17 protein-coding genes and 1 pseudogene are annotated in these 14,015 nt (G+C 67.4%); 10 read left to right on the forward strand and 8 right to left on the reverse strand.

Annotated features, from left to right (window positions below; all coding sequences use genetic code 11):
• Positions 1-2 precede the first annotated feature (2 nt).
• From OG936_RS38685 to OG936_RS38700, 4 genes are all read left to right on the forward strand, one after another.
• Positions 3-1,208: an IS4 family transposase gene (locus OG936_RS38685; RefSeq protein ID WP_331755290.1), complete on the forward strand. Its 1,206-nt coding sequence runs from the start codon at positions 3-5 to the stop codon at positions 1,206-1,208.
• A 401-nt stretch (positions 1,209-1,609) separates the two neighbouring features.
• A complete protein-coding gene (locus OG936_RS38690) occupies positions 1,610-2,041 on the forward strand; it encodes a DUF3592 domain-containing protein (protein ID WP_331755291.1) in 432 nt (143 codons plus the stop codon).
• A 233-nt stretch (positions 2,042-2,274) separates the two neighbouring features.
• Positions 2,275-2,733, forward strand: a complete 459-nt coding sequence (locus tag OG936_RS38695; protein ID WP_331755292.1) for an SRPBCC family protein — start codon at positions 2,275-2,277, stop codon at positions 2,731-2,733.
• Positions 2,734-3,085: 352 nt separating this feature from the next.
• Entirely contained in the window at positions 3,086-3,628 is a 543-nt protein-coding gene (locus tag OG936_RS38700) for a DUF1707 domain-containing protein (protein ID WP_331755293.1), read from the forward strand.
• A gap of 259 nt (positions 3,629-3,887) precedes the next feature.
• On the opposite strand, the gene OG936_RS38705 is transcribed toward OG936_RS38700, so the two are convergent.
• From OG936_RS38705 to OG936_RS38720, 4 genes are all read right to left on the reverse strand, one after another.
• The gene (locus tag OG936_RS38705) at positions 3,888-4,142 is read right to left on the reverse strand and encodes a hypothetical protein (protein ID WP_406500837.1); all 255 of its coding nucleotides are present in this window, start codon (positions 4,140-4,142) and stop codon (positions 3,888-3,890) included.
• A gap of 475 nt (positions 4,143-4,617) precedes the next feature.
• Positions 4,618-5,358 carry an alpha/beta hydrolase gene (locus tag OG936_RS38710; RefSeq protein ID WP_331755295.1) on the reverse strand — a complete coding sequence of 247 codons (741 nt, stop codon included), beginning with the start codon at positions 5,356-5,358 and terminating at the stop codon, positions 4,618-4,620.
• Positions 5,359-5,723: 365 nt separating this feature from the next.
• Entirely contained in the window at positions 5,724-6,020 is a 297-nt protein-coding gene (locus OG936_RS38715; RefSeq protein ID WP_331755296.1) for a hypothetical protein, read from the reverse strand.
• Between the two features lie 28 nt (positions 6,021-6,048).
• Entirely contained in the window at positions 6,049-6,762 is a 714-nt protein-coding gene (locus OG936_RS38720; protein WP_331755297.1) for an SDR family oxidoreductase, read from the reverse strand.
• Between the two features lie 196 nt (positions 6,763-6,958).
• On the opposite strand from OG936_RS38720, the pseudogene OG936_RS38725 reads away from it, so the two are divergent.
• Positions 6,959-7,147 (forward strand): annotated as a pseudogene (locus tag OG936_RS38725) (sulfurase); the annotation flags it as partial.
• Between the two features lie 102 nt (positions 7,148-7,249).
• On the opposite strand, the gene tnpA reads toward OG936_RS38725, so the two are convergent.
• On the reverse strand, positions 7,250-7,678 hold the full coding sequence (gene tnpA / locus OG936_RS38730) for an IS200/IS605 family transposase (protein WP_331755298.1): 429 nt from the start codon (positions 7,676-7,678) through the stop codon (positions 7,250-7,252).
• A 23-nt stretch (positions 7,679-7,701) separates the two neighbouring features.
• Between tnpA and OG936_RS38735 the strand changes: the two genes are divergently transcribed.
• The 5 genes from OG936_RS38735 to OG936_RS38755 all read left to right on the forward strand — a co-directional run bounded on the left by OG936_RS38735 (position 7,702) and on the right by OG936_RS38755 (position 11,997).
• The gene (locus tag OG936_RS38735) at positions 7,702-8,982 is read left to right on the forward strand and encodes a transposase (protein ID WP_331755299.1); all 1,281 of its coding nucleotides are present in this window, start codon (positions 7,702-7,704) and stop codon (positions 8,980-8,982) included.
• Positions 8,983-9,023: 41 nt separating this feature from the next.
• Complete coding sequence (locus OG936_RS38740) at positions 9,024-9,806, forward strand: MOSC domain-containing protein (protein WP_331755300.1); 783 nt, start codon at positions 9,024-9,026, stop codon at positions 9,804-9,806.
• A 248-nt stretch (positions 9,807-10,054) separates the two neighbouring features.
• Positions 10,055-10,471 carry a type 1 glutamine amidotransferase domain-containing protein gene (locus OG936_RS38745; protein WP_331755301.1) on the forward strand — a complete coding sequence of 139 codons (417 nt, stop codon included), beginning with the start codon at positions 10,055-10,057 and terminating at the stop codon, positions 10,469-10,471.
• Positions 10,472-10,825: 354 nt separating this feature from the next.
• Positions 10,826-11,497, forward strand: a complete 672-nt coding sequence (locus OG936_RS38750) for a hypothetical protein (protein ID WP_406500840.1) — start codon at positions 10,826-10,828, stop codon at positions 11,495-11,497.
• A 47-nt stretch (positions 11,498-11,544) separates the two neighbouring features.
• The gene (locus tag OG936_RS38755) at positions 11,545-11,997 is read left to right on the forward strand and encodes a hypothetical protein (protein WP_406500842.1); all 453 of its coding nucleotides are present in this window, start codon (positions 11,545-11,547) and stop codon (positions 11,995-11,997) included.
• A 177-nt stretch (positions 11,998-12,174) separates the two neighbouring features.
• On the opposite strand, the gene OG936_RS38760 is transcribed toward OG936_RS38755, so the two are convergent.
• The 3 genes from OG936_RS38760 to OG936_RS38770 form a co-directional block, all read right to left on the reverse strand.
• Positions 12,175-12,306 carry a hypothetical protein gene (locus tag OG936_RS38760; RefSeq protein WP_331755305.1) on the reverse strand — a complete coding sequence of 44 codons (132 nt, stop codon included), beginning with the start codon at positions 12,304-12,306 and terminating at the stop codon, positions 12,175-12,177.
• Between the two features lie 311 nt (positions 12,307-12,617).
• Positions 12,618-12,824 (reverse strand): hypothetical protein, encoded by a 207-nt coding sequence (locus OG936_RS38765; RefSeq protein WP_406500844.1) that lies wholly within the window; start codon positions 12,822-12,824, stop codon positions 12,618-12,620.
• Positions 12,825-13,123: 299 nt separating this feature from the next.
• Entirely contained in the window at positions 13,124-13,648 is a 525-nt protein-coding gene (locus OG936_RS38770) for an ATP-binding protein (protein WP_331755306.1), read from the reverse strand.
• Positions 13,649-14,015 lie beyond the last annotated feature (367 nt).

A 14,015-nucleotide genomic window follows, 5' to 3' on the forward strand; every position in this document is an offset into this window, starting at 1 on the left:
GGATGCCACGACCTGGGCAGGTCAAGCCGGAGACGGATGAGCGGTTGTCGGACCGGATCGCGGTCGGGCTGCTGACACGCACGTTTCCGCCGCAGCTGGTGGACCGGGTGGTCGCCGAGTGCGGCCGTTCTGGCCTGCGCACTCGGCTGCTGCCGCCGCGGGTGGTGGTCTATTTCGTGCTGGCGATGTGCCTGTTCTCGGGGCAGGGCTATGAGGAGGTCGCGCGGCTGCTCACGCAGGGTCTGACCTGGGCGAAGCGTTGGTCGGGCTCGTGGCAGGTGCCGAGTACGGCGGCGATCTCGCGGGCGCGGGTGAAGCTGGGGCCGGAGCCTTTGAAGGCGCTGTTCGCCGAGGTTGCCCGGCCGTTGGCGACCGAGGAGACCCGGGGTGCCCGGTATGGGCGGTGGCGGCTGGTGGCGATCGACGGCACGGTCTTCGATGTGCCGGACAGCGAGCAGAACGCCGCGCATTTCGGGCGGCCGAAGACCCATCGCACCGAGCGGTGCGCGTATCCGCAGGTGCGGATGGTGGCGCTGGCCGAGTGTGGCACCCACGCCATCACCGCCGCCGCCCTGGGGCCGCTGTCGTCCTCCGAACCGGCCCTGGCTCGTGGGCTGTTCGGTCATCTCGACGAGGGGGATCTGTTGCTGGCCGACCGTGGGTTCACCGGGGTGGAGCTGTGGCGGGCGGCCTCGGCCGGCGGCGCGGACCTGCTGTGGCGGATCCGCTCGCATCAGATCCTGCCGGTGTGCGAGGAACTTCCCGACGGCTCTTATCTGTCGGAGATCGTCGTCGCGAAGGACCGTAAGCGCGCCGACCCCACGACCGTGCGGGTCGTCGAGTACACACTTCACGGCACAGGCTTTCCCGAACAGGATGCCCCCTACCGGCTGATCACCACGATCCTCGACCCCGAGGCCGCCCCGGCCGCCGACCTGGCCGCCCTCTATCACGAGCGGTGGGAGATCGAGACCACGCTGGACGAGCTGAAGACCCACCAGCGCGGTCCCGGCCAGGTCCTGCGCTCCCGCTCGCCCGACGGCGTCGAGCAGGAAGTCTGGGGCCACCTGCTGGTCCACTACGCCATTCGGAGCCTGATGCACGACACCGCGGACGCCGCCCAACTCGACGCCGACCGGCTCTCCTTCACCCGTAGCCTCCGCCTCGCCCGCCGCCAGGTCACCGCGCAGGCGGCCTTTTCCCCCTGACCACCTGGCCACAGCCCTCGCCGAAGGTCTGCGGGAGATAACCCGGCACCTGCTGCCCGCCCGCCGTAGACGCTTCAACCCCCGCGTCATCAAAAGCAAGATGTCCGGCTTCGGCGTCAAACGCGACGAACATCGACACCCTCCGCAACCCGACCGGAGCCCGGCCGAGGCCGTCGCCATCGCCCCGCACTGGCGCACAGCCTCAATCAACCCACCGACGAAGGTCCCACGAAGCTGGGACGTGATCCCTTAAGTCACTGGTATTGAGGTTAGTCGGCATCCGCAGAGTCCTGGTCCGGCAACGTCACTGGCTCCGATACAGCCGCTCTCACCGGAACTCTCCGAGTAGCGCCCGTACCTGATCACGATGAACTCGAAGAAGGACACCGACCGATGGCGTCTTGGACATCATCGATAGTGTTGCGCTGAAGAAGGCGAAGGGCGGCGGCGTGTCGACGACGGAGATTGGCGCCCTGGCCGCTGGTCTGGCCTGCGCGACGGGCGTCGCCCTGTTCTTGCACCGGACGGTCATCGTGATCTGGCTGGTGCTGCGCGGCGAGCGGACCCAGGGGCGGTGCGTGAAACGCGAGCTGATCCGGTCTGTGAGCGCCGGCAGCAGCACTCGCGCCGAGTTCACCTTCTCCTTCCGTACGCCGGAAGGCGAGACCGTCGAGTTCAAGGATCGGCCGGGCGCCTTCGGGTACGAGGAGGGCACGCCAGTTCGTATCTGCTATGATCCGGCGCTCCCGCGCAAGCGAGCCACCATCGCGGGGCCGGACACCTGGGGACGGAGCACGCGCGGCTTTTGTTCTATTTTCCTCTGGGGCTCATAGGGTTCGTGATGCTGTACAGCTTGGCCCTGAGCTGGGGTCTCGTCAGGTCGTATTGAGGGTGCGCAAGGCCGTTGTTGCGCACTGATCGCGTGTGAAGAGCATGTGGGCCCCTACTCGGGTGCCCTCAACTCAGGCACAGGGATCTTCTCTTGGGGCGAGGGCTCAACGACCTTTACGAGCGCCCGCGATGGGAGGATCACCGTGCCACCACACCGTATCGAGGAGGGTCCGAGGTGCCGTCCGCCGAGCTGAAACACACGTTCCGGATCACAGCGCCGCCTGAGGAGGTCTTCGCGCACTTGGCCGAACCGTCGCACTACGTCGGCCTGTCGCCGCTCCTCGTCGCCGTCCGCGACGTCCGCCGCAGCGGCGGGACCGTGCACTACACGGCCGTGGAGCGCTTCCGGTTCCTCGGCGTCCTACGGCACGACAACATCATCGACGTCACGCTCGTCGCCGTCTCGGACGGTCTTCCGCAGTCCGCCGAGATATCCGGCGAGGTCCGCAGCCCCGGCCGGGTCCGCATGAGCTACCGCTTCACCATCGACCGCCATGAGGCCGGCTGCGTCGTCACCGACACGCTGCACCTGCGGACGCCCCCGGGCCTGCTCCGCTTCGCCGCCTCCCAGGCGGGGGCGGTCCAGCAGGCCCGGGCCCGTGTTCTGACGGCCCGCCTGGCGCGGCCGGCTTGACGTCGTGCCCATTGACGTGGGTGCAATGGTTCTCGCTCCACGACGTCGGCACGTCGGTCGGAAACGCCACAACGACCGCGTCGGCCAATGGTCGCTGGACCCCGTACAGGCCCTCACCCCAGAACGTCGCCTTACCCTCATCAAACCGAGCCACGAACGCATCCTATGGACACCGCGACCCAGCTTGACGATCTATAGGAGCTTCAGAGTCAAGCTAGTGCTGTGACCGCATAGGTTCGCCGGGTTGAGCGACCAAGGCCATGGTGGTGAGCGGTCGGCCTCTTCATCAGATGCCTTGCCCGCTCCGGACCTTGGCACGTTCACATCGTCGGGGCGGCACTAGAGTGAAACGGTGACCTCTCCGCAGGAAGATCGGTTGCCACTGCTCAGCGAAGACGACCGCGAGACGGCCGTGCAGCGCCTGCAGGAGGCATACGCCTCTGAGCGCATCTCGCACGAAGAGATGGACGAACGTCTCGACCAGGTGCTCACCGCACATACGCATAGCGAGCTCGCGTCGGCTATGGCCTCGCTCCCGGAGGGGAGTCCGGACGCCACGTCAACGATCTCCGCCGCTGGCGGACGGATCCAGCGGCGCGGCGTATGGCGGGTACCTCGGATCCTCAAGGTGGAGTCCGCATTCGGAAGGGTGCGCCTGGATCTGTCCCGGGCGGTCATCGAGCATCCGGTTGTCGATATCGAGCTGCTACTCGGCGCCGGCGGGGCCAAGATCACAGTGCCTCGCGACGCGGTCGTTGACGTCGAGGGTCTGCGCACGGGATGGAAGGACCTGCACTACAAGACCCGGCGACGTTCCCGCCCCGGTGGGCCGAAGATCCGAATCTCTGGGGCCATGGAATTCGGACGGTTGATAATCCGCCACGCGCGGCGCTGAGGCTTCATTCGGCATCCGGAGTACCCGTGCGGCATTTCGTCCCCGCCCGGCTGCCGGTGCCATGGCGGGTTGGGCAGGCTGCGGATCCGAGGCGGCAGACCACTACCGAGCGCTACCTGACCGCCCAACCCGGCACCGCTAGGAGTCGGCGGCCATTGCCAGGACGCGGGCGAGTTCGCGGGGGCGGGTAGCCATCGGCCAGTGGCCCGAGCCGAGGTCCACGTACTCAAGGTGGGTAGCGCGGGCGAGCTCAGGACTCTCACCGGCGAGTGAGCCATGTGGACAGCGAGCGGGCGAGCGCCGCCCCCGCCCCGCCGGAGCCCATCGCGATGGTGAGCACCTCGTGCAGACCGCCCATCTCGCCGCCAGTCCCACCGGAGGAGGGTTCCAGGCGCAGCCGCCCGCGGAGCTCGTCCTCATGCCGCAGCCAGTCGAGCAGCGACTGCAGCGCGTTCGGGTCATCGGCCACGGTGATCCGCAGCAGCGGCTCGGTCTGTTCCGCTGTGGTGTCCATGACGCCATCGTGGCAAGGGCGGGGCCAGCCCGTCATGAACTCGGCCGTTCTCCAGATACAAATGACGGAAAGTCAGCGGTCGAACAGTAGTAGTTCACACACTCCGCCGGCGGTGAGAGGTTGATGCCGCGCGGACACCGCCGCCATCTCCTCTTCTCCCAGTACTGATGTACCTGGAGAAGCGTCTCGGCCCCGGAAGACCGCGGCGACGAAGGCCGGAGCGGACATCAGCGGCGAGGTCCTGCTCACCCTCGCTCAGCTGCGTCTGGCCACACCCCGCCAGCTCCGGAGTTTGGGCAGCACTCGAAGCCCTGCAGAAATCGAACAGTTCATGACTTCAGGCGGCACGGGCCCCTGCCGAGAGTTCAGCAGGGGCCCACGGTGTGGAGAGCTGCGGAGGGCCGGGACCTTTCCTCGATGAGTGGCATGCCGGCCGACATCAGCTACCGTCTGCTGCCGGTCCGACGGCCCGGCCTCACTTCAGATGTCGGGTGAAGAACTGGGCCGCGGCCTCCCCCGCGAACTGCGGGACGCCGGTGTGCCCGCCCATGTTGGCGTGCAGGGACTTCTCCTTGGAGCCGAAGGCGTCGAACAGGTTCAGGGCAGTCTGCCGGTCGTTCCCTTCGTCGTCCCACTGCAGCAGGACATGCAGCGGAATAGTGACCTGCCGGGCCTCCTCGAACATGGCGCGAGGCACGAAACTCCCGGCGAAGAAACCGGCGGCCACGATGCGCGGCTCGACCACCGAAAGCCGGATGCCGATGGAGATCACTCCCCCCGAGTACCCGACGGGGCCGCCGATCTCGGGCAGCGAAAGGAGGGCGTCCAGGGCCGCCTGCCATTCCGGGACCGCCTTTTCGACCAGCGGGAGGATGAGGGCGTCGACGATCTCGTCGCTGACCGGCTCACCGGCCTCCATCGCCCGGCGCAGGTCGGCGCGGGCCTGCTCGGCGGCGGGCCAACGGGGCCGGTCGCCGCTTCCGGGGAGCTCGATGGTGGCCGTGGCGAAGCCCTCCGCCGCGGAGTGCCGGGCCCGGGCCACCAGTCGGGGGTACATCTTGCGCAGCCCGAGAGGAGGGTGGCCGAGCAGGATCAGCGGCGCCGGTGCGGATGCGGATGCCGATGCGGGTGTCCACAGGATGCCGGGGATCTCGCCGAGGGTGAATTCGCGTTCGAGGACGCCGTCGTCGAGGCGCTGCTCGGAAGTGAAACGCATGGTCGTGCCTTTCGGGAGTGCACTGGAACGGCGCTCCCGGACGACCTGTCTATCGCCCGACCGTGACCCCGGAGGGGAGCACCCATGTCGATACTGCGTTCATGGGTACCACCTCCTCGATCTCTCGCACGGCCTCCGGAAATGTAGCAGTGGTCGCCCCTCGTCCGCCAAACGGGTTTTTGCGGAGCCTCCGTGGCCGGATACCACGGAGACACTACGCAGAGCTACTTGGGGTGTCGTCGCGGTCCGTCCCCAGTTTGTTCCGCACCATCACCTCCGACTCCGCTGAGTAGGCCCGGAGCGCGGTGCCGGGATTGCTCCCGGTCCGTTTCTCCGGACCTCTCGCCGAACCCGCCGTGCGCCTCTCATCGCAACGGGCTCTCTCTGGCCCAGTGCATGAACGTGCTGACGGGGAACGCCGCGCTGTCCGGCAGCTCGCGCAGGGTGAAGACCTCGGCCAGGCGCTTTCCGACCTGCCCGGGATCCGGCGCCTCCTGCCAGGTGCGGACCGGGGCGAACTCCCAGCGCAGGGCGTTGTGTTCGCCGCCGGCCCGGCGCTGGCGCAGGAACCGCACGGTGTCCATGCAGACGGTGCCGATCACTCCCGCCGCCAGACCCGCACCGACAGCCCCGAGCGGATCCAACTGCTTGCGAGTGCGCATAGGTCGATCACTCCCGATCCCGGTACTTTCAGAAGCCGGCGCTCTGGCCGCCGTCGACGTGCAAGATCTCGCCGGTGACGAACGAGGCCTGTTCGAGGTACATGATCGCCTCGACGACGTCGTCGATCTCGCCCATCCGCCCGAGCGGGTGCAGCGCGGCGAGCGTGCCGCCCGGGTCATCCGGGTGCATCGGCGTGCGGATGACGCCGAGTGAGACGGCGTTGGCGCGGATGCGGCGCGCCGCGTATTCGATGGCCAGCTCCTTCGTCGCCGCGACCAGGCCGCCTTTGGTCAGCGAGGCGAGCGCCGCGGGTATGCGCGCGTTGGCGCGGTCGACCAGTGACGTCGACACGCACAGGACGTGCCCGCCGTCGCCGCCCGCGAGCATCGCGGGGATGGTGCTGCGCGTGACGTCGAAGAAGCCGCGCAGGTTGACGCCGGTCACCAGGTCGTAGTCGGCGTCGGTGTAGTCGGTGAACGGTTTCTCCCGGTAGACGCCGGCGTTGTTCACCAGCGTGTCGATCCGGCCGAAGCGGTCCAGCGCCTGCTCGACGATCTGCGCACCGGTACCGGGCCGGCTCAGGTCGCCGGGCACGGCGAGTACGTCCGGATCGTGCGACGAGGGGATGGACCGGGCGGTCACGACGACGGCGTGCCCGCGCCTGCGGTACGCGTCGGCGACGGCCGCGCCGATGCCTTGTGAAGCACCGGTGACGATTGCCACCTTCTTCTCCGAGCTCATGGGTATGTCCAAGCTGAGGTTTCTCGCGCTGGAAGTCTCCGGCTCACGGCGGGCCACACGCGGCGACGGCGCCCACCGGCTCTCACTCTACGTGTCGCCGAGCCCCGGCGCCGCGTAGAGCTCTTCGGGTGCGGTCGGCGGCCGACCGTACGACGCTGGAGACACCGGCCTGTCGAGCGCGGGAGGAGCACAGGTCATGGCCGCTCTGATCGCCGTGAACGTCGGCATGCCCAAGGACGTCCCCTGGCACGGCAGGACCACCCGCACCGGCATCTGGAAGCACCCCGTCGCCGGGCCCGTGATGGCGCGCCGCCTCAACCTGGACGGCGACGGGCAGGGTGACCTCGCCGGGCACGGCGGCGAGCAGCGTGCCGTGCTGGTCTACCTCTGATCTTGGCCAGTGTTCCGCCCTTCAGGTCGGGGGTGAAGGCCATCTTTGGCTCGGAGGCGCGGAGTGCCGGAGTGCTCTTCGTCTCCGGGGTGACGGTCAGGCGGGGCGCTGCTGGTTTTCGATGTACTGCTTGACGACGGTCAGGGGTGCCCCGCCGCATGATCCTGCGAAGTAGGAGCCGGACCAGAAGTGTCCGTCCCACAGGTGCCGGCGGACATGCGTGGTGTACTCCTGGCGGAGCCGCCGGGAGCTGACGCCCTTGAGGGAGTTGACCAGCTTGGAGAGCTGGACTTTCGGCGGGTAGTGCACGAGCAGGTGGACGTGGTCCTGTTCTCCGTTGAACTGCTTCAGTTCGGCCTCGAAGTCGGCGCAGACCTCCCGCATGATCTCCTCGGTGCGGGTCAGCATGGCGTCGGTGAACGCGTTCCGCCGGTACTTCGTAACAAAAACCAAGTGAACGTGCAGGTTGTAGACAACATGGCGACCGGTTCTGACATTGGGATTTGGGTTCCAGCGTGGCGACATAAACCAATGTTAGGTTTTCGATCGTGAGTCAAGACACCCTGGTGAAGCGGCAGTTCGGGCACCGTGCCCGGCTTGCACTGTCGCACGCCGAAGTGTTGAAGACCGATGACCAGGCGCACGCGGCCCGCACCCTGTGGAACCTGCTGCACGCCTGGTGGCAGATGATGCCGAAGGAGAAGCGGACTCTCGCCAACGCGGATGCCGCGATCCGGCAGGCCCGCGAGGACATCGACTTCCTGGCCGTCCTTCCCGCGCAGGCCGCGCAAGCGGTGCTCAAGACGTATGTCCGGGCGTGGAAGAACTGCTGGGAGGGCCGCGCCGACGCCCCGAACTTCAAGGGCCGTCTTCGCACGGTGATGTCCGTGGACATCCCGCAGGGCCGCGACCTGAACATCACCCGCGTGCATCGCCGGTGGGGGCAGGTCAACCTTCCCAAGGTGGGCCGGGTCCGCTTCCGCTGGACCAAGGACCTGCCCGTGGGCAAGCACGCCACCACGGAGAACCGGATCACCGGGGCCCGGCTGGTCAAGGATGTGCTCGGCTGGCACATCACCTTCCGTGTCCAGACCTTGGAGGCCGGGCCCGAGCCCCACCAGGGGCCGGAAGTCGGCATCGACGTGGGCGTCAACGTGCCCATCGCCCTGTCGGACGGGCAGACGTATGAGCACGGCGAGTGGCTGACGGAGAAGGAGAAGGCCAAGCTCCTGCATCTGGATCAGCGCGCCGCCCGGCGTAAGCAGCACCGCAAGCCCGGCGAGCGCACCAGCCGCCGACTGCACCGCACCTACGACCAGATCGCAGGACTCCGCGCGAAAGCCAAGCGCCGGGCCCTGGACTGGCAGCACCGGACGACCACCGCCATCGCCCGCACCTACGGCACGGTCGTGGTCGAAGCACTCACCATCACGAACATGGTCAAATCCGCCAGAGGAACCATCGAAGAGCCGGGGAAGAACGTCGCCCAGAAATCTGGGCTGAACCGCTCCATCAGCGGGGAGGCGTGGGGCCGGACGGTCACCATGCTGACGTACAAGACCGCCAGGCTGGGGGGCACCCTGCACAAGGTCCCCGCCCCCGGAACTTCCCAACGCTGCTCGGCGTGCGGCATCACCACGCCCGGCAGCCGGGAGAGCCAGGCCGTGTTCGTGTGTAAGAACCCGGACTGCGGCTGGTCGGGCAACGCCGACCACAACGCAGCCCACAACGTCTTGCACCTGTACCGGATGGGCCTCGCGCTCATCCCGGCTGCCGGGAGGGCAGTCGTCAGGCGCGCGCAGCGCGTCAAGCCCGCTACCGCAAGGTAAGCAGGAATCTCCCGGCTTCAGCCGGGAGAGCACTTCAACAGTTGAGCTCCTATCGCCATTGGCAGGAGTACCTGAAGCGGGACGACTTTACGTACGGCCAGTTCGGCGAGAACCTCACTGTGGACGGACTCGCCGACGACGAGGTGTGCATCGGTGACCGCTACGAGATCGGCGGTGCGGTGTGGTGGCTGCACGCGGCCCGGGACGGCGAGAACCACCCGTTCGCCGGCGAAGTGCGCGCACTGCTCTCCCAGCTGCCCGCAGGCCGGTCGTTCGTCTCCTACAGCCGTCCGTCCGGCGTCGACCGCCCAGGTGTCGACTACACGGTCAGTGGGCGCTTCAGTCCCGAGCGGATCCGCAGCCTGGAGCCGCTTCCGGACGCCGACGCCTACATCTGCGGGCCGAGCGCGTTCATGCGGGACATGACCGGAGCCCTGGATGCCTGCGGCCTGCCGTCCTCCCGGATCCACACCGAGGTCTTCGGGGCCACGTCCGCCGTCACCCCCGGTGTGGTGACCGGATCCGTCCGGGCGCCGCACCAGCCGGCCGCTCCTCCCGGCGGCCGCCCGGGGCCGTCCGTAGCCTTCGCGCGCAGCGGGCTGATCGTCCCCTGGCACCCTGACTACGGGACGCTGCTCGGACTCGCCGAGGCGTGCGACGTGCCCGTGCGCTGGTCCTGTCGCACCGGAATCTGTCACACCTGCGAGACCGCGCTTCTCTCCGGCCACGTCGAGTACGCCCCGCAGCCCCTGGAGCCCCCCGCCGGAGGAAGCGCGCTCATCTGCTGTTCGACGCCCCCGGCCGACGTGGTCCTGGACATGTGACCGGATGCGTCCGTGGCCGAGGGCGCCACCGCCGACGGCGCGATACGCGTCCAAGGCCGCCGACGAAGCACCGGGTTGCGCGCGGTCGGCGCAGCTGCCTAGCGTGGTTGCGTGGGAAGGGGGGAGAAAACCGGCGGGGCGGGCCGGTTTCGTGGGGCATCCCGCCGAACCCGCTCCTGGCATGCGCCCGAGAGGGGATTTCTCCCATGGCAGAGGTGCTTTTCATCGTCAGCGGAGCCACCTGCTGAGTGTTGAAGGACGGCACGCGGCACGCGACCGGCTACTGGGCCGAGGAGTTCGCGAACCCGTACGAGATCCTCACGGACGCCGGTCACGGGGTCGTCGTCGCGACGCCGAACGGTGTGACGCCGACCGTCGACATGATGAGCCTGCGCCCCGAGATGGTCGGCGGAAACGACAGCGCCCTGGAGCTGGAGGCCATCATCCGTTCCGCGGAGGTGATGCGTCGACCGCTGCAGCTGTCGGACGTGCGCCTGGAGGACTACGACGCGGTCTACCTGCCGGGCGGTCACGGTCCGATGGCGGACCTGGCGTGGGACGCCGACGTGGGGCCGGCTGCTGACCCGGCAGTTGGCCTCGGGCAACCCGCTGTTCATCGTCCGTCACGGTCCCGCCGCGATGCCGGCCACCAGGATCCACGGTGAGTCGCCGTTCAAGGGCTACAACATCACCTGCTTCACCGACGAGGAGGAGGAGGACGGCGTCGGACTGGCCTCCAGGGCGCCGTGGCTGCTGGAGACAACGCCGAGCTGCCGAAACCCGCCACCGATGGAACAACACCACCGCTACCGCAACGACCTGACCAGCAGCAACGCCCTACCGATCAAGAACTACAGCTGCCGTGTTCGAGTGACGCAGGTGATACCTCGTGCGGAACGAGGGCTTCCATCCTCAAGTTGCGATCAGTTCTTTGTGGTGACTCTAAGGTTTTCGATCACGTGTATGACTTAATGAGGCCATGCCGTCCTGACGGGGGACGCCTAGGGGAAAGGTGCCTCGTGAGCATCATCAGACGGGGATCAGTAGGTTCCGTCATCGCGTTCGCTGTACTCGCCGGGACAGCGACGGCGCCCGCGTACGCGCAGCCGGCATCGGCTGTTTCTGCCGATGACCCGGAGCCGGTGGGCACCGCTCCGCCGATGGAGCCGGAAGAAAGCGATCTGGTCGACGCCACGGATCCCGAGCCCGAGCCGGAGGAGACTATTTCACCGGGCAAGGCGGGGAACACGACGAACGGGGAGCAATGCGGTCCGACGCAGGCCGTCTACACACCCAAGACCAAAGGCGCCAAGTACCACAAGGGTGTGGGGCCGACGAACGCCAACTACAACGCGACATCACGCACCGCGCGTTGGACGTTCACCTCCGAGGTCACCGGTGAAGTCGGAGTCAGCGTCACGGCAGGCCTGACGCCCGGCGTCGACGTGTTGATCGCGAAGATCGAGGGCAAGTACGACGTCAACCTGAGCGCCAAGCTGACAGCGAAGATGGGCAACCAGATCTCGGTGGACACACCGCCGAAGACGACGACGAACGCCAGGTACGGCGTCTACCGGCTCAAGAACACCGGCACGAGCTACAAGATCTACAGCAACTGCAAGACGTTGTCGGTAAAGACCAATACCAGCTACACACCCATGAAGGTGGGGTGGGCCCTGTGGGAGGGCTGAGCTTTCCGGTTCCTGCCCGTGTTTCTTCCTGCCTCGCTGCGACTGTCATGACCGCGCTGGCGCTGGCTGGATGCAGCGGGGAGAAGGAGCCCTCAGCAACCGAACCAACCACCTCGCGATCTGCACGGCCCAGCCCCTCCCGGATTAGTGACCGGGCCGAGCACATCGAAGGCGAGACGGTTTCCCGGGCGCCCAAGCCTGTCAATGACGGGCAGGTTCTGTTGTCCGTCGCGTCCAAGCAAGGGAATGCTGAACTTCCTCTGACCAAGGAAATCGGCGCGGGAACGCTGGCCATCCAGGTCAATTGCCAAGGCAAGGGAATCCTTAACGTCACCGTCGACCCTGTGGGGCTCTCCTTTCCTCTGAACTGCGTGAACGAGGAAGTCAGCAGCATCTACAACGAAATCCATCTAAAAAGAGCGCGCAGCGAAGGCACCGTGCGGGTATCGGCCCCCTCGACGGTTCGCTGGGCCCTCTCAGTCGAGCAATGGGCGGAGTAGATCACCCCGAGAGGAGAACTGGTCCCAGACAGGTCGGCTGAATCCGTCTGGGGGCGCTCTCCATCGATTCCGTTCACCGCGGCGCCAGCCTTCGGGGGAAACCGGGGGGCGACTGCCACGGTGGAAACCTCACTCCAAGAGCGACTGCGGCCCCGCCACTGGCGGGGGCCGCAGTCGTTACGGACTCAGCCGGTGCGGCGCCGACAAGCGGATCAGCGTCCGTTCGCTCATGCGCTGCAAGCCGAGCAGCTCGGCCTCCGGCGGGTCCAAGCCGGCCAGTTCTTCCGCCTTGGCCTTGCGGCGCTGCATCAGTGTCGTGCGGACCGGACGGAGCTGACGGACGCGCTGGCCGCGGCTCGCCCGGCCTGGCCCTGGCCGGGTGGCCGTCCCGAAAACCGGTGACCGCCTCCCGGACGTGCTCGGCCCGCAGACGGGCGCGCTGAAGCTGGAGAGGCGTCAGGTCCGCAAGGATCCGCGGCTGGGCCCGCCGTCCTTCCCGGCCGGAGGCCTCGGAAGGCGCCACCAAAGGTTCGGGCCGGTTTGGCTCAAAAAAACCGTCAAGATGTTTTCCTTGAATCCGTCAAGGCGAGGCGGCTGCCCCTCCACGATCAAAACGTGGCTCAGGTGGCGCCGTCTGAGGTCGTTTCGGGTTTCGTGTAGAGGACGTCGCGGGCCTGATCCGCGGCGCGGGCGAGGCTTTCGGAGACGAATTCGAGGAAGCGGGCGACGTTCTCGAGGCGGGCAGCGGCGGCGGTGCCGGGGCCGAGGACGCCGACGCCCTGCCGTGCGGTCTCGACGAGGTGGGCGGTGGACCGGGCGGTGGCCATCATCGACTGGTACCAGATGTCGTCGTCGACGATGTAGCGCTCGCGACGGCGTTCGTCGCGCTCCCGGCGGACGAAGCCCTGGCTCTCGAGGTACGCGATCGCTTTGGAGATGGACGGCGGGCTGACCTGGAGGCGCCCAGGTAGTCGGGGACGTGCCCGCCATGGCCGCCGACGTTCTCAAAAGTCAGGGCAAAGGGCTATGCGACTTCTCCGGATAGGCAACACCAGGGTGGCCGGCTGTCGGGTACGCCGCCCACCTTCCTGCATGCCGGTTAACGCGTGTCGGGCGGAAGCAAGCTTCAGCCCTTGACAGCCTCCGCGATCTGCAGAGCGGCCTGGGCGGGCGTGAGGTACGTGGTGTCGACGACCTCGGCCTCGTCGTGCAGCCATGTCCGGGCCGCCTCAGCGTAGGGCTCAAGGTATTTCAGACGGAACGGAGAGTTGGGGCCGAGAACGGTGTCGCCCGCGATCCGCCCGCGAAGGGTGTCCTGGTCGGCATGGAGGACGAAGTGCCGTACTGGAATGTCATGCTGGGCAAGGCCCGAGCTGATCTCGCGCCAGTACTGCTCGACCAGAACAGTCATGGGCATCACCAGAGTGCCGCCGGTGTAGTCGAGTACGCGGCGGGCGGTCTCGACGACGAGCGGCCGCCACGGCGGCCAGTGCTGGAAGTTGCCCGTCCAGGGCAGCTCCGGCGTGATGTCCATGAGTGTCTCGCCGACCTTCTCGGCGTCGAACACCCGTGAATCCGGAATCAGCTGCTGCACGAGTGCACTGGTCGTCGTCTTGCCTGCGCCGTGGGTGCCGTTGAGCCATACGATCATGGGTCCGACGCTATCGGTGTGTGGACCGCAGGCCGGTGCCGAGCACGTCACAAACAGGGTACGACGGATGACCGACACGGCTTTGGCGTCTCATTAGCACCTGCCGTCGTGTGCCCGTAACGCAGAGCAACATCAGTGACGTTTGCCAACAAGCATGCCGATCTGCCAACTGTGATGCTTCTTCACAATGCTGACAGCACGTCGCCACCTGCGCGGACTTCGGAATCTTTCCACAGGTGATCCGTGGTCTCTGGAGGCATGGGCGATCACGAGCAACAGCAGCCGGCCCCGCGACGCGGCAAGGTTCTGGAGGCCCTCGCACGGGCGGAGCGGAAGGTTTTCACCCGGCCCGCGCCGAAATCGGCAA

It is taken from the genome of Streptomyces sp. NBC_00846, assembly GCF_045207325.1.
Lineage (GTDB): Bacteria > Actinomycetota > Actinomycetes > Streptomycetales > Streptomycetaceae > Streptomyces.